This is a genomic window from Truepera sp., assembly GCA_032027045.1.
In the GTDB taxonomy this organism is placed as follows: Bacteria; Deinococcota; Deinococci; order Deinococcales; family Trueperaceae; genus JAAYYF01.
Genome location: JAVSMU010000001.1, coordinates 345103 through 364334, shown reverse-complemented (window position 1 = coordinate 364334; position 19232 = coordinate 345103). Strand labels below are relative to the sequence as shown.

Annotated in this window: 17 protein-coding genes; 8 read left to right on the top strand and 9 right to left on the bottom strand. The window is 68.0% G+C overall.

Going from position 1 to position 19232, the window contains the following annotated elements:
• Window positions 1-56 precede the first annotated feature (56 nt).
• Both ROY82_01560 and ROY82_01555 read right to left on the bottom strand, forming a co-directional pair.
• The gene (locus tag ROY82_01560; protein MDT3681153.1) at window positions 57-641 is read right to left on the bottom strand and encodes a NifU family protein; all 585 of its coding nucleotides are present in this window, start codon (window positions 639-641) and stop codon (window positions 57-59) included.
• Window positions 642-749: 108 nt separating this feature from the next.
• Window positions 750-1433: a Crp/Fnr family transcriptional regulator gene (locus ROY82_01555; GenBank protein ID MDT3681152.1), complete on the bottom strand. Its 684-nt coding sequence runs from the start codon at window positions 1431-1433 to the stop codon at window positions 750-752.
• A gap of 208 nt (window positions 1434-1641) precedes the next feature.
• On the opposite strand from ROY82_01555, the gene ROY82_01550 reads away from it, so the two are divergent.
• Complete coding sequence (locus ROY82_01550; GenBank protein MDT3681151.1) at window positions 1642-2283, top strand: S24 family peptidase; 642 nt, start codon at window positions 1642-1644, stop codon at window positions 2281-2283.
• Window positions 2284-2304: 21 nt separating this feature from the next.
• Here ROY82_01550 and ROY82_01545 read toward each other — a convergent pair whose 3' ends face one another.
• From ROY82_01545 to rpoD, 3 genes are all read right to left on the bottom strand, one after another.
• Entirely contained in the window at window positions 2305-3552 is a 1248-nt protein-coding gene (locus ROY82_01545; protein MDT3681150.1) for a CoA transferase, read from the bottom strand.
• A 107-nt stretch (window positions 3553-3659) separates the two neighbouring features.
• Window positions 3660-4595 carry a glycerophosphodiester phosphodiesterase gene (locus tag ROY82_01540; protein MDT3681149.1) on the bottom strand — a complete coding sequence of 312 codons (936 nt, stop codon included), beginning with the start codon at window positions 4593-4595 and terminating at the stop codon, window positions 3660-3662.
• Between the two features lie 131 nt (window positions 4596-4726).
• The gene (gene rpoD, locus ROY82_01535; GenBank protein MDT3681148.1) at window positions 4727-5944 is read right to left on the bottom strand and encodes an RNA polymerase sigma factor RpoD; all 1218 of its coding nucleotides are present in this window, start codon (window positions 5942-5944) and stop codon (window positions 4727-4729) included.
• On the opposite strand from rpoD, the gene ROY82_01530 reads away from it, so the two are divergent.
• Complete coding sequence (locus ROY82_01530; GenBank protein MDT3681147.1) at window positions 5916-6983, top strand: hypothetical protein; 1068 nt, start codon at window positions 5916-5918, stop codon at window positions 6981-6983. The two genes, rpoD and ROY82_01530, sit on opposite strands and share 29 nt — an antisense overlap.
• Before the next feature lie 301 nt (window positions 6984-7284).
• On the opposite strand, the gene ROY82_01525 is transcribed toward ROY82_01530, so the two are convergent.
• The gene (locus tag ROY82_01525) at window positions 7285-9267 is read right to left on the bottom strand and encodes an EAL domain-containing protein (GenBank protein ID MDT3681146.1); all 1983 of its coding nucleotides are present in this window, start codon (window positions 9265-9267) and stop codon (window positions 7285-7287) included.
• Between the two features lie 326 nt (window positions 9268-9593).
• Between ROY82_01525 and ROY82_01520 the strand changes: the two genes are divergently transcribed.
• From ROY82_01520 to ROY82_01505, 4 genes are all read left to right on the top strand, one after another.
• Entirely contained in the window at window positions 9594-11087 is a 1494-nt protein-coding gene (locus ROY82_01520) for an ABC transporter substrate-binding protein (GenBank protein ID MDT3681145.1), read from the top strand.
• Between the two features lie 161 nt (window positions 11088-11248).
• The gene (locus ROY82_01515) at window positions 11249-12187 is read left to right on the top strand and encodes an ABC transporter permease (GenBank protein MDT3681144.1); all 939 of its coding nucleotides are present in this window, start codon (window positions 11249-11251) and stop codon (window positions 12185-12187) included.
• A complete protein-coding gene (locus ROY82_01510; protein MDT3681143.1) occupies window positions 12184-12978 on the top strand; it encodes an ABC transporter permease in 795 nt (264 codons plus the stop codon). The genes ROY82_01515 and ROY82_01510 overlap by 4 nt, the downstream gene beginning before the upstream one ends.
• 23 nt (window positions 12979-13001) lie before the next feature.
• Entirely contained in the window at window positions 13002-13325 is a 324-nt protein-coding gene (locus ROY82_01505) for a hypothetical protein (GenBank protein MDT3681142.1), read from the top strand.
• Between the two features lie 116 nt (window positions 13326-13441).
• On the opposite strand, the gene selD is transcribed toward ROY82_01505, so the two are convergent.
• On the bottom strand, window positions 13442-14512 hold the full coding sequence (gene selD, locus ROY82_01500; protein ID MDT3681141.1) for a selenide, water dikinase SelD: 1071 nt from the start codon (window positions 14510-14512) through the stop codon (window positions 13442-13444).
• Window positions 14505-15611, bottom strand: coding sequence for a tRNA 2-selenouridine(34) synthase MnmH (gene mnmH, locus ROY82_01495; protein MDT3681140.1), 1107 nt, complete (start codon window positions 15609-15611; stop codon window positions 14505-14507). Before mnmH ends, selD begins: the two co-directional genes overlap by 8 nt.
• A 122-nt stretch (window positions 15612-15733) precedes the next feature.
• Between mnmH and ROY82_01490 the strand changes: the two genes are divergently transcribed.
• Window positions 15734-17284 (top strand): leucyl aminopeptidase, encoded by a 1551-nt coding sequence (locus ROY82_01490; protein ID MDT3681139.1) that lies wholly within the window; start codon window positions 15734-15736, stop codon window positions 17282-17284.
• A gap of 26 nt (window positions 17285-17310) precedes the next feature.
• Window positions 17311-17862 carry a peptide-methionine (S)-S-oxide reductase MsrA gene (msrA, locus tag ROY82_01485; GenBank protein MDT3681138.1) on the top strand — a complete coding sequence of 184 codons (552 nt, stop codon included), beginning with the start codon at window positions 17311-17313 and terminating at the stop codon, window positions 17860-17862.
• A gap of 33 nt (window positions 17863-17895) precedes the next feature.
• Here the strand turns inward: msrA and ROY82_01480 are convergent, their stop codons facing one another.
• On the bottom strand, window positions 17896-19200 hold the full coding sequence (locus tag ROY82_01480; GenBank protein MDT3681137.1) for a M20/M25/M40 family metallo-hydrolase: 1305 nt from the start codon (window positions 19198-19200) through the stop codon (window positions 17896-17898).
• Window positions 19201-19232: the final 32 nt, after the last annotated feature.

The window sequence follows — 19232 nt, the reverse complement described above, 5'->3', positions numbered from 1 at the left end:
CTTAGACCGAAACGTGAACGGCGCAGGCCAGGTGCCCTTGCCCGGCCCGTGGGTGGTCAGCCCAGCGGCGTCTCCGCCTGCCTTGCATCTCGCGCGTAGAACGGGTTCTCGCCGGTCTCGTGGTCGGTGGCGTCCACGACCCCACGGATCTCTGGCACCTGTTCCTTCAGGATGCGGTCGATGCCCTGTTTGAGGGTGAGGTCGGCCGCGCCGCAACCGTGGCAGCCGCCGCCGAAGCGGATGATCGCCACACCCTCATCGACGCCCTCCAAGGTCACGTTGCCGCCGTGCCCGGCGACGCCGGGGTTTATCTGGCGATCGATGACGTCTTGCACCTTCTGGGCGACGGGATCGTCCCAACTGGGGCTAGGGTAATAGACCCTGAAACCCGACTGCATGACACCTTCGACGAAGTCTACAGTTGCACCGTCTAAGTTGCCGGCGCTCAGCGGATCCAGGTAGACGTCGAAGCCGCCGACCGTCTGCACCCGGTCGTCGGGGCGCTTGTCCTCTTCCTTGACTAGCCAGAGACGCTGCTCGCTGCGGTTCCCCGCGATCCGCAATGCGCGAACCCCCTGGCTGCGTTGTGCCTCCACGAAGTGGAGGACGCGTTCCTTGGCTACGTCCGTGAAGTTCAACATTTGGCCCCCAGCCTACCCCAGCGCTGCGCCCCCTGCCGCTGACCACTACACCGAGCGTTGTGGGCGGCAGGGGGCGCAGCAACGGGCATCTCGGGAAGCGGGTTCCGCTTAGAGAACCTGCATGACGTAATGGTCTGTAGCGCGTTCCAGCCCGGCGAGGTCGGCGACGTAGACGCCTCGGGTGCCGGAGAGCGCGCCCTCGTTCCTCAACTCGCCGAGGATACGCGTGATAGTCACACGGCTTGAACCGGTGAGGTCCGCCAGGTCTTCGTGCGTGAGCGCGAGAGGCAGCTTGATGCCGCCCTCCTGGTCGTCGGCCGGCAGGCCGAACTGCTTCGAGAGGCGCAGGAAGGCGCGCGTGACGCGTGCGCCGACGGGCATCTCGGCCTCGTCGAGCATCTCGCGGCTACGCCGCAGTTGGCGGGCAAGGCTTCGGAGCACGTAGTCCCTCAGGCCGCGGTCGTTCATGGCCTGCTGTGGGTCGATGGGGGTGAGGCACGCGTCGTGAACCGCCACGACCGTCTCGGCGTGATTACCGCCGTCGAGCGCGGACAGACCCAAGACGTCACCGGGGCCGTAGAGGTCCGCTATCCGGTCTCGGCCCAGGCTGGTGGGCACGACTGCCTTGAGGACGCCTTGATTGACGACGTAGAGGCTGCTTGCCTCGCGATCGGCTTCGTAAAGCACCTGTCCGGGCTCCAACGTGCGTGTGGGCAACGCAAGTGCGGAGGGGACGATATCGGACGGTCGGCAGGTGCTCGGCGTATCGAGTTGTTCGAACGTGTCGAGCATGATGTGTCCTTTCGAGTGCGCGGGCCACCGCGTGGCTACGAATGACAGAACTACGCGCAACTACAAAAAGTATAGCAGCGGATCGTGAGAAAGTCTATAGCGTCCCCGGTCGGTGGCAAGGCCATTAGTTACGTCCTGGACGTGCCCATGGCGGTAGGGTGCGCTCATTGACAAGCCACCACCCCGCACCTTAGTATTTAAGGTAGCCATGAGCGAGTCGTCCACTCAACGTCCACTTCCACCGGCCCAGGAACGAGTCTACCGGCGCCTCGTGGAGCACCAGCGCCGCACCGGATCCCTGCCCGACCTGGCGGAGTTCTCCCGCGCCCTCGGGATCCACTACGTCTCGTTGCGGCAACACTTGGAGGCCCTGAACGACAAGGGTTACCTCCGCTTCGAGGGCCGCGGCCGGGGTCGGTCTCCGGTTCTCGAGCTCCCAGCGGGCGCCACGGGCGTTCCCGTCTTGGGGGACATCCCGGCCGGGCCGCTCTCGCTGGCCAGCGCGCACGCCGAGGCGTACCTGCCTGCAATGGCTGCGGGTGGCCACGCAGAGTCCTCGTTCGTGCTGCGCGTTCACGGCAACTCCATGGCCGACCTCATCCAGGACCAGGACCTGGTGCTTCTCGCCCAGCGGCAGCCCGAACGCAGCGGCCAGATCTGTGCCGTGCGCGTCGACGACGAAGAAGTCACCCTCAAGTACTTGGACCGGTTGGGTAGCGGCCTCTTCGCCTTGCGGCCACACAACCCCGACTACCCCACGCTCGAGGTGGAGGGTGAGCGGCTGGTGGTTGATGGCGTATACCGCGGGCTCATCCGCGGCAGCGTCGCCGAGGCGCTACTACACTACTAGGTCACCAGGTCGCGTCACCACTCACTCACCCCGCTCGGGTGCGGGGCCGGCGGCTCCCACCACGCCTGCCGTTATCAGGTCCTCCACCTCTACTTCGCTGAGGCCCAAGTCGCGCAGTAGCACGGCACGCGAGTCCTCGCCTAGCATCGGCGGTACGGGCGCCGCGCCGTCCAGTGGCGCCGCGCCGATAGCCTCACCGCTCGGCCCTCGCGCATGCCACAACGGGCTCGCCACCATGGGCAACCGGCCGATCGACGGGTGTTCGCCGCTCACGACCATCCGCCTCGCCACCGCCTGCCCGTCGGCTAACGCCTCGGGCAGGGTTGCCACCTTCGTGGCCGGGACGTTGGACGCGTTGCAGGCGGCCAGGAACTCGCCGGCGTCGCGGACGCCGATCCTGGCCGCCAGGAGGGGCACGAGCTCACTCCTGTTCGCCACCCTGTCGTCGTTGGTGACGAACCGTGGGTCCCCGGCCAGGTCTGGGGCCCCCAAGAGCGCGCAAAGGCGGGCGAACTGGGCGTCGTTGCCGACCGCCACCACCACCGCGGCGTCAGCGGCCTCGAACGCTTGATACGGAACGATGTTCGGGTGAGCGCTGCCCAACCTGGGTGGCGCCTCGCCCGTGAGGAGCGCGTTCTGGGCCTGGTTGACCAGGCTGGCCAGCGCCACGTCGAAGAGGGCCAGGTCCAGGTGCGCCCCCTCCCCCGTCCTCTCGCGCCTGTGCAGCGCCGCGAGGGCGGAGGTGGCGGCATGCACCCCGGTCAGCACGTCGATCCAAGCCACTCCCAGCTTGACGGGCGGACCACCCGGCTCGCCCGTCATGGCGAGCAGCCCGGACTGCGCCTGCATGGCGGCGTCGTAGCCGGGCTCCTTCGCGCGCGGCCCGTCTTGGCCGAAACCGGTGATGGACACGTAGACGACGCGCGGGTTCACGGCCGCCACGGAGTCGTAGTCGAGGCCGTAACGCGCCAGGTCACCCACCTTGAAGTTCTCGACCACGACGTCGGCCTTCCGGGCCAACTTTCGCACGAGCTCGCTGCCGCGAGGGTCCTTCAGGTCGACGACCAGGCTCTCCTTCCCACGGTTGATCGACAGGTAATAGCCGCTCTCGCCACCGGGGTAAGGGGGTCCCCAGCGCCTGGTGTCGTCCCCGGCGCGAGACTCGACCTTCACGACCCGCGCGCCCAAGTCGGCGAACAGCAGGGTGCAGTAGGGCCCGGCGAGGACGCGGCTGAGGTCCAGTACGAACAGGTCATCGAGCATGCCCATGGTGCCTCGAGCCTAGCCTCTCCAAGGTGCCCGGCGCATGGCCACTCGAGTTGCCAGGCCTGCCGCCAGGTAGGTGGGGTCCCGCGGGAGCTCGCGCATGCGCCGGCTCAGGGCCGCACGAAGCCCGGCACGAGGGAGGCGTCGAACGGTCGACCGAGGAGGGCGAGCGCCCTGTCGGGCCGGTCGGTGATGATGCCGTCCACACCCATGTCGAGCAGCCGCTGCATCTCCGCGCGCTCATCGATGGTCCATACCTCGACGCGAACACCGCGCGCGTGCGCCGCCGCGACGAAGTGGGGTGTCACGACGGTGATGTTGCCTTGCTTCACCGGCACTTGGAGCGCGGCGAAAGGCGGCGTGTAGACGGCGCTCAACCTGGCGGTCGCCAGGACGAAGAAAAGCGTGACCTCGTCGCGGGTCGCCGAAGTCGCGACGCCGGGGCAGGCTCGGCGGAACGCCTTGATGGGGGCAGAGTTGAACGACGCCACCATCACCCGCGCCTTGCTGCCCGTAGACTCGAGCACCGAACAGAGGGCGGTACCGGCGTCTTCGACCGACTCCTTGATCTCCACGTTCACCGCCATGTCGGGGAAGCGCGTGAGGACGTCCTCGAGGGTCGGGATGGCGGTGCCGGCACCCCGGTAGCGGTAATCGGCTTCCGGCGCATCGGAGGCCGGCCCGTCGGGGGTCCAGCGGTAACCGGCGTCCAGCTCCTCGATCCGGCTTCCCGGCAGCTCGGCTACCGCGCCCGCGCCATCAGTCGTGCGCTCGACCGTGGCATCGTGGATCACGCGGAACACGCCGCCCGCATCGCGGCGCACGTCGAGTTCGAGGACGTCCGCGCCGAGCGCGGCCGATCCCTCAAAGGCCGCCAAGGTGTTGTCGGGCCAGAGCCCTTGGCCGCCGCCGTGGGCAAGCACCACGCTGCCGTCGAACCTCGCGTAGTAGTCGTGCTCGGGTCTGGGCCTGTTCAGCAGCGCGAGCGCCCCATAGACGGCGGCCAGGACGACGACGATTGCAAGGAGTACCCGCAAGATCCGCATGTGATGACCACCCCCGGGTTGGAAGTTGGCGCGAGTCTACCTGGTCTCACCACGGTTCACATGGCGGCCACCCGGGGCCGCGTCACCGCAGGTCGCGGGCGCCGCTCCGGGTGGCCACGGGCTTCGGGTCCTCAGTCCAGGAAGTCGCGCAGCTTGCGCGTGCGGCTCTCGTGATACTTGAGCTTCCGCAACGCCTTGTTCTCGATCTGCCGGATGCGCTCGCGCGTGACGCCGAAGTGGCTGCCCACTTCTTCGAGGGTGTGCTCGCGGCCATCTACCAGGCCCTTGCGCAGCTTGAGCACCATCGCCTCTCGCTCGTTGAGCTTGTTGAGCGCCTCGTCGAGTTCTTCGCTGAGGATGTTCTTCGACGCCTCCTCGACGGGCGACTCGATGTTGTCATCCGGGATGAAGTCGCCGTAGAAGCTGTCCTCCTCGTCGCCGATGGGGGTCTCGAGTGAGAACGGCTCGCGCGTCAGCTTGAACGCTTCCTCGACCTTCTCGGCGTTCCAGTCCGGTCCCATGGCGTCGGCGATCTCGGCGAAGGTGGGTTCGCGTGAGAGCTCCTGCTGGAGCCGGCGGCTGGCGCGCGTGAGCTTGTTGATCGTCTCCACCATGTGAACCGGGATGCGGATGGTGCGGGACTGGTCGGCGATCGCGCGGTTGATGGCCTGCCGGATCCACCACGTGGCGTAGGTGGAGAACTTGTAACGGCGGCGGTACTCGAACTTCTCTACCGCGCGGATGAGGCCCTGATTGCCCTCTTGGATGAGGTCGAGGAAACTCATCCCGCGACCATTGTACTTCTTCGCGATGCTGACCACGAGCCGCAAGTTCGCCTCGATGAGGTGCTTGCGGGCGAGGTCGCCGTCCTCGACGATGCGTTGCTGCCGGCGACGCTCGCGCTCGGGGCCTTGGGGGTCCCACTCGGCGAGGAGGGCACGCGCCGCCTCACCGTCTTCTATGCGCCGGGCCAGGTCGATCTCCTCGTCGAGCGTCAGGAGCTTCACGCGGCCGATCTCCTGCAAGTACTGCCGCACCGGGTCGTTCGTCTTCGGCCGCGCATCGGCCAGCGCCTCCGCGCGCGCCTCCATCTCCTCGCGGTCCAGCTCTTCGCCTGACTCCTCGTCGAGTTCCTCGTCGTCGATATCGTCGTCGTCGAGTACCTCATCCTCGGCCAGGTCCACCACGGCGACGCCTTGCGCCTCGAGGTGCCCGATGAGGTCCTCGAAGTTCTGCTCCTCCGGATCGAGCCCCGCGTCGTCTACGGCGCGCTTGAAAGCGTCGGCTATCTCCTCCGTATCGAGTTGGCCCCCGCCCTCCTTGCCGCGCGCCACGAGCGTCTCGATCACCGGTGACTGGATCCACGCGCTACCCGCAGTAGCAGTAGCCGCCGGCGCTGATCCCGCTTCCGCCTTGGCGGCAGGCTTGGACTTCTTGCCGGCCGCCGCCTTGGTGCCGCCTGCCTTCGTGGTCTTGGTCGCCGCTTTCGCCACCGGCTTGGGTTCAGCCTTGGACGCGGCCTTCTGCACCTCCGCAGCCTTGGACGCGGCCTGCTTGGGCGCAGGCTTCTTCTTCGTGGCGGTAGTAGCGGCCTGCTTGGCCGCTGCCTTCTTGGCCGCAGTCTTCTTGGTGCCGGCGGCCGGTTTTGGCGCAGGCTTCTTGGCGCTGGTGGCCGGCTTCGGCGCAGGCTTCTTGGCGCTGGTGGCCGGCTTCGGCGCGGGCTTCTTGGCGCTCGCCTGCTTTGGCGCCGTGCCCTTCAGCGCTGCCTTCTCGGGTTCCCGGTCCGCCGGCGTTGCGGTCTTCGGCCCAGCCTTGGTCGCTGCCTTCTTGGCCGCAGTCTTCTTGGGCAACGACTGTTCCGCCTTCGCCTGGCTTGGCGCAGACTTCGCGGCGGCGGGCTTCTTGGGCGCCACCTTCTTCGGGGCCGTCTTCGGTTCCTTCTTCGGATCCTGCTTCGCGGCAGCGGCCGCCTTGGCGGCGGGCTGCTTCGCCTTCGACTTGGTGGAAGCGGCCTTCTTTGGCTGGGCAACCTTGGTGGCCGCGGCTACCTTAGCGACTGCAGGTACCCTGGTGGCCGGCTTAGCCGCTTTGGTGGCCGGCTTGGCAGCTTTGGTGGCCGGCTTGGCCGGTTCCTTCTTGGCCGTTGTCTTGGTGGTCGTCTTGGCGCCGCTCTTGCCGGCAGACTTGTTGCTCACGGCACCTTTCTTGGTGCCAGCGCCGGTCTTCGCGGTCGGCGCCTTCGCCGCAGCGATCCCGGTGGTACGGGCCGAAGGCCGCGCTTTCGCGCTGCTCGTCTTGGCGGCGCTCTTGGTCCCGGCCGCCACAATCTTGTCGGTCTTGCTCTTGTTGGCCACCATTACCTCCTGGGAAGTCGCAGCGATGGCTTGATCACGAATGGTCACGAGCCAAGACGAGGCCTCCTGCACGGCACGCACGTCCGCGCAAGCCTAAGCGCCTTTTGGCTCCTCGAAAGAGTTCCTACTCAAGTCACCTACTCGTTGGGTTCGCCGCCCTAACGGGCCCAGCGCCGACGTTCTCGTGGAAGAAAGGTCCTCGAGGCGCCCGCGGCGCGATACCCGCGAAAAGCGAGTCTAGCATGTTTGACTTGGGGTGACGGGTCTTACGCGTCACGTCCACTGGACGGCGGCGGCCGGGGCGAGAAGGCCCGGCCCCGGTCCTCCGGCGATCGTCACTCCCACAGCAGCAGGTCGTTGAACTTCACGTCAGGCTCGGCATCGGCAGACTCGTAGGCCACCGGCACATGGGACGTCGCCATGGCGGCTCCCGCAACCTCCGGGAGGCCGCGGCTCGCTGGGATCTCTCGAACGCCACCCAACGAATGCCAAACGCCCGAAGCGGCCTCCTCGTTGGACCGCTCCTGGCGCTCCTTGTCGACGCGCGCGCTCTTCAACTCCATGGTCACCCGCCGCAAGAGCTGCTCCGCCTGGGCCGGCTGCATGGGGCGCGAGAAGAAGTAGCCCTGCGCGAGGTCTACGCCCAGACGGCGCAAGAAGTTGCGCTGGAAGGCCGACTCCACGCCCTCGGCCACTATCTCCTTGCCGAGCTTGTGCGCCATGGCGGCGATGGCCTCCACGATCGGGCCGGCGCCAGGAGCGTTCCCGAAGACGGCGCTCGGCCGCACTCCAAGGCGTGAAGAACTGTTGAAGACGACCGCGTCCGCGTCGAGCCCCGACCCCGTGGCACGTCCGGCGTGCCCGGATGCTCGAAGCGGATGAGGGACCAGCCCCTGAACGAACGACTGGTCGATCTTGAGGGTTCGGATCGGCAGACGCTGAAGGTACGCGAGCGACGAGTAGCCGGTGCCGAAATCGTCGAGCGCTATGCGAACACCCAAACGCCTTAGTAGGCGCAACGTCTTCACGGCCAGTTCCTGATCACGAACGAGAACGCTCTCCGTCACCTCGATCTCGAACAGTCCGGGATCGACGCCGGAGTCCGCCAGTGCGCCCTTGACCGTATCGAAGAAGCTGGGTTGATGGAACTGCAGGGTGGATACGTTCACCGCCATCCGGACGGGGGCGTAACCCAGCCGCTGCCACGCCCTTTGCTGCATTGCGCTCTCGCGCAGCATCCAGTGGCCGATGGAGGCTATCAGTCCGGCGTCCTCGGCTACCGGCACGAACTCGGCCGGGGACACCATCCCGAGTTCCGGCGAGCGCCACCGCAGCAGCGCCTCGAAACCGACGAGGCCGCCGTCCGAGAGACGCACTTGCGGTTGGTACACGACCTCCAGTTGGTTCTCGGGCAGGGCGTTCCGGAGCTTGCGTTCGAGTTCCAAGCGGCGGCTCAGCCGGGTGCGCACCTCCACCGTGCTGAAGTGAAAGGAGTTCTTCCCGCCCTGCTTCACCTGGTACATGGCCGAGTCGGCAGAGTGCAGGAGCGACTCGGCGTTGGTGCCGTCACGTGGGTAGAGCGACACTCCGATGCTGGCGGAAACCTGCAACTCACGACCCTCGACCGTGAAAGGTGCGCTGAGTTCTCGAACCAGAGACCGGGCGATCTCGGCGGCGGAGTCCTCGTCACGCACACCGGGCAGGGCGACCATGAACTCGTCGCCACCGACTCTTCCCACGAGGTCGTTGGTGCGCACGTTGTCGCGCAACACCTTGCCCACGGCGGTCAAGAGCTTGTCGCCGATATCGTGGCCGTAAGTGTCGTTGACGAACTTGAAGCGGTCCAGGTCGACGAAGAGCAGGGCGAGCCCGCCGTTGCCCTCGGCCGCCTGCTCGAGCTCCTTCCGCAGGCGTTCCTCGAATGCGGAGCGCACCAGGGCGCCGGTGAGTGGGTCGACCATGGCGCGCTGCGAGACGGCGCGCTCGTGTCGCAGGTTGCGTTCGAGCTTGCGGAACCACCCGATGACCAAACCGGTACCTGCATAAGCCACGAACGCGAAGCTCTGGTCGACGGCGAACAGGTCGAGGGGCTGCCAGGCGGAGATGCCAAGGCCATACGCTCTCACCTGCACGGAGAAGTAGCCGACGATGCCGGCCGAGAGTCCGCCGATCGCGCCCCACATCCAGCCGCTGAGGGCCACGAGCCCCAGTCCGACGAGAGGCGCATAATCACCCGCCGCGTCGCTCACCTGCTGATAACCGAGCAGGAAGGCGGCCCACGTCACCAGGGGCAAGAGTCGTCGGAACCACGAAGCCATGTTCATCTGAGCTTAAAGGAGCGTTGTGACAGGCTTCTTACGCGGTCGTGCGAACGTTTTCACGTCGGGCCCCGGGTTGGGAACCGGTGGGCCGATTCATGGCTGCCATAGGGCCCTCGAGGCCCGCCGGACGGGAAAGCGTCGCTACCGGCACGCGGCTTGACCTACCGAGTAAGCGCTAACGGTTAGCATGAGCCGCAACTCTAGCGAGGCGCGGAGCGTAGTGGGGGGCCGCGTCGGATCGAGGTCGCCTCACGGAACCCACCTGGCGCAAACACGAACCGTTCCTGGGCCCCGTCCGGGCCCGACCCACAAGGAGGCAGTGCATGAAAGTCCGATTCCTACTACGCGCGCTGACGCCGTTGGCCGCCGCGCTTCTGCTCGGCGCCGCCGCCTCGGCGCAGACCTTGACCCTGGCCATGAGCGCACAGCCGGATACTCTCGACCCGCAGGTCACGGCGGCCACCGCCGCGTTCCAGATCGACAAGTCCATCTATGACGGTCTCGTGGAGGTCGACCAGAGCGGCCGCATCGTGCCCGCACTGGCGAAGTCCTACGAGATCGCCGACGATGGGCTCAGTTACACGTTCCACCTCAACGAAGCCACCTTCCATGACGGCACGCCGTTCGACTCCGCCGACGTCATAGCCACGCTCGAGCGCATTCGTGCCGAGGCCACCGCCTCGCCCAAGGCCAGCGAGTTCGCGAACATCACTGCGGTCACCGCAGTAGACGAGCACACCGTCACCGTTTCGTTGGCGAAGCCCACCCCGGCGCTCCTCGCGTCGCTGGCCTCCGGCTGGGGTGCCATGCTGCCCAGCGAGAAGCTCGCCGAGGGCCATGACTTCGGCAACGAGCCAGTAGGAACCGGACCGTTCAGCTTGAAGTCGTGGGTCCGTGACAACGCCATCACCCTCGTTCGCAACGACTCGTATTACCAGGGCGCCCCGGCGCTCGAGCAGGTCGTCATCCGCTTCGTGTCCGACTCGGCCGTTCAATACCAGGGCCTCGTCACCGGCGAGTTCGACATCATCGACACGGTGCCACAGGCCCAGCAGGCGGACGTGGAGTCCAACCCGGCCTTGGACCTCGTGCGCGTGCCCTCGGGACTCGTGCTCGTGGCTGGGATCAACGCCCGCCGCCCGTACCTCGACGACGCCCGCGTGCGCCGCGCCCTCAACATGGCCGTCGATACCGAGGTCGTCCTGGACGTCGCGTACGGCGGCGGCACGCAGGTCGGCACGTTCATGGAGGCCGGCAGCCCCTGGTACCCCGAGTCCGTGAAGCCGTACCCCTACGACCCGGAGAAGGCGAAGGCGCTCCTCAAGGACGCCGGGGTGCCCGCAGGGTGGACCATCCAGCTCGTGCTCCCGCAACCGTACCCGCAGCACATCCAGGCGGGGCAGATCGTGCAGGACTTCCTTGGCGAGGTCGGCGTGAACGCCGAGATCTCCATCGTCGAATGGGGCGTCTGGCTCTCCGAAGTGTACGGCGGGCCGCACAACTTCGACATGACCGTCGTCGGCCACACGGGCAAGCTCGACCCCTCCGGCCGCCTCACTGGCCTCGGCACCGAGAAGTACTACACGGGCGTGATAGACCCCGAGCTGGCCGACTGGATCGCTACCGCCAACGTCACCGCCGATCCCGACCTGCGCCACTCGCTTTACTCGCAGGCGCTCATCCGCATCCACGACGACGCGCCCTTCATCTTCTTCGGCACGCCCGACGGCGTGTACGCGAAGAAGGCGAGCGTCGCGGGCTTCTGGATCACGCCGCTGCTCGACTCGTTCGACTTCCGGACCGCTCACTTCGAGTGAGCCGGTACGGCCGCCGTGAAGGCGCAGAACGCCTCATCGCCGCACGCGGTAGCATCTGATCAGTCGACTCATGCGGGTGGGGTAGCCGGGAGGCACCCCACCCGTCGCTAGCTTGCGCCTCGCTCCAGGACGGGGATCCGGCGCAGACCGAAGAGGAAGCCGTGCCCCGGTACCTACTGATCCAGAGCCTGTCCTTCATCGTCACCCTCTGGGCGGTGCTCACCCTGGTGTTCCTGGCCATGCGCGCGCTGCCGGGCGACGCCGCCACCATCATGGGTGGCATCGACGCGAGCGAATCACAAGTGAGCGCCATCAGGGCCCAGCTAGGGCTAGACCGCTCCTTGCCCGCGCAGTACGTGACCTACTTATCGGACGTCGTCCAGGGAGACCTGGGTAACTCCTTGCGTGAGCGCCGCCCCGTCGTGAACGTACTGGTCGACCGCTTCCCTGTGACGCTCACGCTGGCACTGGTGGCGTTCGCGATCTCGCTCGTGCTCGGCCTGGGGCTGGGCCTATTGGCCGGGCTCAGGCCCGGCAGCACGGTGGACCGCCTCACGCTGCTCTTCACGACTATCGGCTTGGCGCTGCCCGAGTTCTGGTTCGGTTTCCTGCTGATCCTGCTGTTCGCGGTCAAGCTGGGTTGGTTCCCCGTGTTGGGCCTGCCCCCCGAAGGCCTGACCCTGGCGGCCAGTTGGACCCTGCTGCTCCCGGCGGTCACGCTGGCCATCCCGCGTGCCGCGCAGCTGGCCCGGTTGGCGCGAGCCAGGGTGCTCGAGGAGCGCCGCGCGGATTACGTGCGCACCGCCCGCAGCAAGGGCCTCACGGCCACCGCCGTCGGGCGGCACATAGCCAGCAACTCGCTCCCAGGCACCATCCCACTGCTCGCCCTCGAGCTGGGTGGCTTGCTGACCGGCACCATAGTCGTAGAACAGGTGTTCGGGCTGCCCGGCCTGGGCGCAACCATCCTCGGCGCCATCTACGCCCGCGATTATCCCGTGGTGCAGGGCGTGACCATCCTCGCGGTCTCCGTCTATGTTCTCGTCAACTGGCTCGCCGACGTCACGCAACTCATGGCCGACCCGCGCCTGAGGGTCTCGTGAACCGCGCCGGCTTCGGTGTCCTGCTGTTCGTGCTCATCGCCCTGTCGGCCGTGTTCGCCCCGCAGCTCAGCGGTTACGACCCCAGGAAACCCAACTACCGTGCGCTCTACGCGCCGATGAGCGCCGAGCATCCCCTGGGCACCGACGGGCTCGGCCGCGACGTGCTCTCCAGGTCGTTGGCAGGCGGCCGCGTATCGCTCCTCATCGCCCTTTCGGCGAGCGTCCTCGCCCTCGCGCTGGGCGCCGGGCTGGGGGTCGTCGCGGCGGGCATCGGGGGCGCAACCGACACCGTGATCTCGCGCGTCTTCGACGCCCTACTGGCGTTCCCGGGCTTCTTGCTGATCCTCCTGGTGGTGGTGAGCCTTGGTGGAGGCTCACTGCAGACCCTGATGGCCATGGGGGTGGCCGGCTCGCCCGTGTTCTTCAGGTTGGCGCGGGCCTTCACGCGCGCCGAACTAGGATCGGAGTACGTGACGGCCGCTCGCGCCTTAGGCGCGAGCCGAACCCGGCAGCTGCTAAGGCACGCCGTTCCCAACTTCCTGGGCAGCATCGTGGTTCAACTTGCGAGCACGGCGGCGGCGTTCTTGCTGGTCGAGGCGTCCCTGTCGTTCCTCGGCCTTGGCGTCCCGCTGCCGACGCCCAGTTGGGGCAACGTCCTGCAAGACGCGCGTTCGTATCTCACCACCCAACCGTGGGCGGCGGTGGGGCCCGGGGTCTTCCTGGCCGCGGCGTCCTTGTCGTTTCAGTTCATGTCGGACGGGCTGCGCGACGTTCTCGATCACCGCTCCTAGGCGGTGGCCTTATGATTCCCTGCATGTGGATCTACACGCTCGACGATCGCGTCTTGAACTCGGCCCTCATCGAGTGCCTCGAGCTCATCGAAACCTTCCCGGAGGGCACCGACCTCGATGAGGCCGCGTCCGACCTGGTGGAGGTCGACTTCTACGAGATCGTCGCCACGCTGGGCTCGGGCGACGAGGCCCTGCTGCACGCCTGTGAGGACCCCGAGGAGGCGTACCTCGTGTACGAGTTGCTGGCGGACACCCTCGCTCGCGGGGCGTTCCGCGATGGCACGGCGATCCTCGAACCGGTCTCGGTCCATCTACTGCTGGAGCGAGAGCGTCAGTCGCACAACTGACCCGCGCCCCTGGGGCGCACGGCAGCGGGCGCACCTAGAACCTTGAACCCTGGCCCACTCACGCGGCCAGTCGAGCCGCAAGGCCACGCCGTCAGTCGAGCCGCAGGGTCACGCGGTCAGTCGAGCCGCAGGGGCGGCAAGGCGTTCGTCTCCTCCACCCGACCCACTCGGGTCGTGCGCGGGAAGCGCGCCACGAGGTGGGCCTCCACCGAGTCGGCCCGTTCGGGCGCCACGGCCAGCAACAGCCCGCCACTCGTCTGCGGATCCACCAGGGTCAGCAGGGTGATCGGGTCGAGCCCCTCCAAGCCGCTCACGCGGTCTGCTACGTATCGCTCGTTCGTCTTGTGCGCCTTCGTAAGGCTGCCGGCCGCCAAGGCCTCGCGGGCACCCGCAAGGAGCGGCACGCGCTCCGGAAACAACCGCAGGCCGACTCCCGAGGCGTTCGCGACGTGCATGGCGTGGCCCAGGAGCCCGAAGCCCGTCACGTCGGTGGCCGCATGCACAGCCTCATGCAGGTCGTCGGGCAACTCGTGGCGGTTCACCAGGCGCATCGAGGCCACGGCCTCGCTGATGTCGGACGCAGCGACTTCGCCCGCCTTGAGGGCGGCAGACAAGGTGCCCGTGCCCAGGGCCTTGGTCAACAACAAGACGTCCCCGGGCAGCGCCCCCGCGTTGGTCCAGATGTGCTCTGGGCGTGCCAGGCCGGCCACGCTGAAACCGAGTTTCAAGGTGTCGTCCTCTATGGAGTGTCCGCCGACCAGCACCGCTCCCGCGGCGGCCACCACCTCGGCGGCGCCCGCCATCAGTTCGCCGAGGACCTCGTCAGGGAGGATCCCGAAGGGATAGGCCAGGATGGTTAGGGCGGTGATGGGGCTGCCGCCCATGGCGAAGACGTCGGAGAGCGCGTTGGCCGCCGCCACGGCGCCGAAGTCTCGCGCATCGTCGAGGATCGGGGTGAAGAAGTCGAGCGTCTGGATGAGCGCCAGGTCCGGGCCGAGGCGCCACACGGCGGCGTCGTCCAGGTGCTCCGTGCCGACCATCAGGTCGGGATGGGAGGAAGACGGGAGACCTCGCACCAGCTCCGCCAGCGCGCCGGCGGCGATCTTCGCCGCGCAGCCGCCCTTCTTCACCGTACTGGTCAGGCGCACCGGCCCCGGAAGACCGTTCACCTCGGCGTCGTCAACCATGCGGCCACGTCCTCGTCGGATTCGTCAACCATGCGGCCACGGCCTCCTCGTCGCCGGCGAACACCACCGGCCGGTCCAGCTTCGCCAGCGCGCGGCGGTAGAGCGGGTCGTAATGCTCGCGCAGCAGGGTCCCGATCCACCCCTCGTGCGCGCTTTCGTCGGCCCACGCCGCCTCACTCCGGGCCAGTTCCGCCACGCGCGTGGAGACCGCCTCGTAAGTAGAGGCACCGAGGCGCCGACCGAGGTGCTTGGTCGAGGCGATCAGGTCCGCCGCAACGGCCTCTCGGCCGTGGGCTGCGGTGGGACCCGCCACGTATTCACAGTAGATGGCGCGCGAGCGCATGGGCAGGTCGGCGTCGAGCACCACGAGAGGCGCCCTGGTCATGGCGCCGTAGAGGGACTCGGGAATCGTGCGCTTACCCACGAACCGCGATTCGTCCTCGAGCACGACGCGCGCCGAGGCGCTCAGGACGAGCTGCGCAGCCAACGCGTTCTCGAACGTCTGCTGGGCGGGCTGCGGCTCGGTGACGTGCCCGAAAGCGCTGCCCCGGTGCCGCGCCAACCCTTCCAGGTCGACGACTTGCAGGTCGGCTTGCAGGTCGGCCTCCGAGGCCGCGAGGCGGCGTAACAGGCGCGTCTTGCCGGCGCCCGTCAGGCCCGTGAGGACGACGAGGTCCTTGGCGGCGAGAGCCTGCGGCATGGCCCCCATGAGGTGCGCTCGCAGCGCCTTGTAACCACCCTCCACGCGCACCGCGCGCTCGTCGTCGACGAACTCGACCACCAGCCGGCTCCTCAACCCGCCCCGCCAGCAGGCGACCGCCGTGCGGCCGGCGGCGTCCGCCACCGCGCGCCTCCACGCCTCGACCCGCCCCGGAAGCGTGTGTTCGAGCAGGTGGTATCCGAGCTCCACGGCGGAGCGCTGGCCGGCCTCCTTGTAGCGCACGCCCACCAGGTGCCGCTCCTCGTTGGTGAGGAGCGGCAACGACAGGGCCCCGGGCAGGGCGCCCCGCTCTACCTCGATAGGTGCGCGAACATCGACGACTTGGACGGGCTGGTCCCCGCCACCTGCTGGGAAGACGTCGCCGGGCGCGAGAGTCATGACCACCACGATACGCCTGGGGCAAGAGCCGAGACGTTGGCGCCCGGCTGCCGGGCCGGGGCGCGAGTGCCGGAGGTACCATGGCAGCCACCGGCGCGCCCTAGCGCCACGCGGGAGGGAACATGCCACACAACCAACAAGCACCCCGTCTGGGCCTGCCCGGGCTGGCAAGCAGCGAGGTCGTGAAGGGCGCCATCCAAGACTTCTCGGCCGACGCCATCGTCGTCAACCTCTTCGCCGGCGTCTCCACACCTGGCGGCGCCACGGGCGCCGTCGACGCGGCACTGGGGGGCGCGATCAGCGCGCTGATCGAAGGAGGCGACCTCACGGGCAAGCTGGGCGAGGTGGCCGTCCTCTACCCGACCGGCGGCGTGAAGGCGCGCCGCGTGCTCGTCGTCGGGCTGGGAGAGCGCGACAGCTTCGGCCCCGAGGCGGTACGCCGCGCCTCCGCGGCGGCCGCCGTGCGCGCCCGTGACCTCGGGGCGCGTACGTTGGCGACCATCACTCACGGCGCGGGCATCGGTGGCCTGGACCCCAGCACGGCCGCTCAGGCCACTCTAGAGGGCGCACTGCTCGCCACCTACAGCTTCGGTGGTTGGCGCCGGGCCGGCCGCGAGCCTGGGAACGAACTCGAGCTGATCACCTTGGTGGAGCTGGGCGAGGCGCACCACGCGCAGGTGTTGGAAGGCGTCCTGGCGGCGCACGCCGTGGCGCGCGGGGTGGCACTGGCCCGCGACCTTGCCAACCTCCCGCCGGTCTACGCCACCCCCGACTACCTGGCGCGGACGGCCCTGACGTTGGCCGAACGCACCGGCCTGAAGGTCGAGGTGGGTGACCGCGCCTGGGCGCAGGAGCGCCACATGGGCGCCTTCCTCGCGGTCGCCAAGGGCACTGCACAGGAGCCGCGATTCATCGAGCTAGGGCACAACGTGGACCGTATCGACCTTTCCCTGGTCGTGCTCGTCGGCAAGGGCGTCACGTTCGACTCGGGCGGACTGTCGCTCAAGTCCCGCGACGGCATGATTCCCATGAAGGCGGACATGTCGGGCGCCGCCGCCGTGCTCGGCACCATGCAGGCCGTCGCCGAATTGGACCTCCCCGTGCGCGTGATCGGCTTGTGCCCCTGTGTGGAGAACATGCCGGACGGCGCCGCCTTCAGGCCGTCCGACGTGCTGGTAGCAAGCAACGGCCTGTCCATAGAGGTCCTGTCCACCGACGCCGAGGGCCGCTTGGCGCTGGCCGACGCCCTCGCGTACGCCCAGGAGCTGAAGCCCGCGGCAGTCATCGACATCGCCACACTCACCGGCTCGAGCGTCACGGCGCTGGGCGCGGGCGTGGCGTCCTCCCTCTTCAGCAACGAGCCGACCCTCAGGGCGCGCATCGAGACGGCCGCGGACGCCACCTTCGAGCGCGTCTGGCCCATGCCGCTGTTCGAGGAGTACCGCGAGGCGATCGAGTCGAAGGTCGCCGACCTGAAGAACTCGGGCGGCGCGCGGGGCGGCGTGGGCACTGCAGCCGCGTTCCTCCAGGCGTTCACCGATTACCCCTGGGCGCACATCGACATGGCGGGCATGGAGCTGGTCGAGTCGCCCAAGGGCCGGCCCTACCTAACGCACGGCGCCACGGGCTACGGCGTGCGGCTGTTCGTGGAGTTCCTGCGCGACTGGGCATGATGCCGCGTAAGGACTACAGTTGGACCATGAGCGAGAACCTCTCCACAGCGGTCTTGGCAGGTGGCTGCTTCTGGTGTCTGGAAGCCGTCTTCGACGAGCTGGAAGGCGTCACCGGCGTGCAATCGGGCTACTCGGGCGGGCACGTACCCGACCCGAGCTACGAACAGGTGTGCACGGGCAGGACGGGGCACGCGGAAGTCGTGAGGGTCGAGTTCGACCCCAGCGTCTTGTCCTACGCCGACCTCCTGCGCGTCTTCTTCACCACCCATGACCCCACCACCAAGGACAGGCAGGGCAACGACGTCGGCCACCAGTACCGCTCCGCGATCTTCTATCAGGACGAGCAGCAACGAGAAGCGGCCGAGGCCGTGATGCGCGAGGTGAGCGAGCAGGGGATCTACGATGCCCCGCTGGTCACCGAGCTGGCGCCGCTCGGCGCCTTCTACCCGGCCGAGGCCTATCACGACGACTACTTCGCCAACAACCCCAGGCAGCCGTACTGCACGGCCGTGATCGCCCCCAAGGTGGCCAAGTTCCGCAAGTCGTACCGCGAGAGGCTCAAGCGGCAGGTGGTCTGAGCCTGACCTCGGAGCCGACGGCCGCCTAAGGCTTCAGTCAGGCAGGCCGCCGAACAGCTCGAACAAGCGTTTGGTCGCCGTAACGCTCGAGGCGAAGTCGCTAATACGAACGTTCTCGTTGGGACTGTGCGCGCGTGAACCGGGGTGGCTGCAGCCCAGCCCGACCACGGGCAACCCCACGTGCTCCAGGAACGGGTGCATGGGCCCGGAGCCCGCGCTGTTCGGGTAGACGACCGGCTCCACACCGTAGGTCTCGCGCAGGGCGTCGATGGTGGCCCGCACGAAGGGGTGGTCCGCATCGGAACGCGCTGCGAACTCGCTGGTCTCGAGCTCGATCATCCGAACGTCCGCGAAGCCCAGCTTGTCGAGGTGTGCCCGCAATGCGGCCATCACCTTCGCCGGGTCCTGGCGCGGCACGAGCCGCAAGTCGAGCTTGGCGCTCGCCGTGGCCGGCAGTACCGTCTTCGACCCCGGACCGTCATAACCCGAAGTGAAGCCGTTGTAGTTGACGTTCGGTTCCGTCAGCAAGACGCGCTGGAACTCGACCCCCGTCACGCCCCCCAGGTAACCGTCCACGCCGTAGACGGCGGCCAGCTCGGACGCCTCGTCGGGAAGCGCCTCCAACAACCGCTCCTCCGTCGGGGTCAGGGCGACGACGTCGTCGTAGAAGCCCTCGACGAGCACGTGCCCAGTGTCGTCGCGCAGGGACGTCAGCGCCCGCGCAAGGCGATAGATGGGGTTCTCGACCACCGCCCCGAGCGACGAGTGGAGGTCGTGCCCGGCGGTGCGCACGCTGAGTTCCAGGCAGACAATGCCCTTGAGCCCAAAGTAGGTCATGGGCGCCCCGGTCGCGGTCACGCCGCCGAACTCCCAGATGCAGCCGTCGGCCTCGAGGAGCGCCGCGTTCTCCTCCACGTACTGGCGGAGGTTCGGGCTGCCGACTTCCTCCTCGCCTTCCACCACGAACTTGAAGCCGAACGGGAGCGAGCCGTGCTCGTCGCGGTACCACTTGAGCGCCGCAAGCCGGGAGACCAGCTCGCCCTTGTCGTCGGACACGCCTCTGCCGTACCAGACGCCGTCCTTCTCCGTAAGGCGGAACGGTTCGGTGCGCCACTCCTCCAAGGGAGCGGCGGGTTGCACGTCGTAGTGGTTGTAGAACAGGATGGTCGGGCGCCCCGGCTGGGGCGGGTGCTCGGCGTAGACGACGGGAGCGCCGGCCGTGGTGTGTAGTTCGGTGCGCGCTCCGAGTTCGGCGAGGAGTTCCGTTACGAGCGCTGCCGCCTCCGGCAACCCTCTAGCCTCGGCAGACACCGAAGGGATCTCGACGAGGCGCTTCAAGGCCTGTCTCGCATAGGTATAAATGGCGTCAG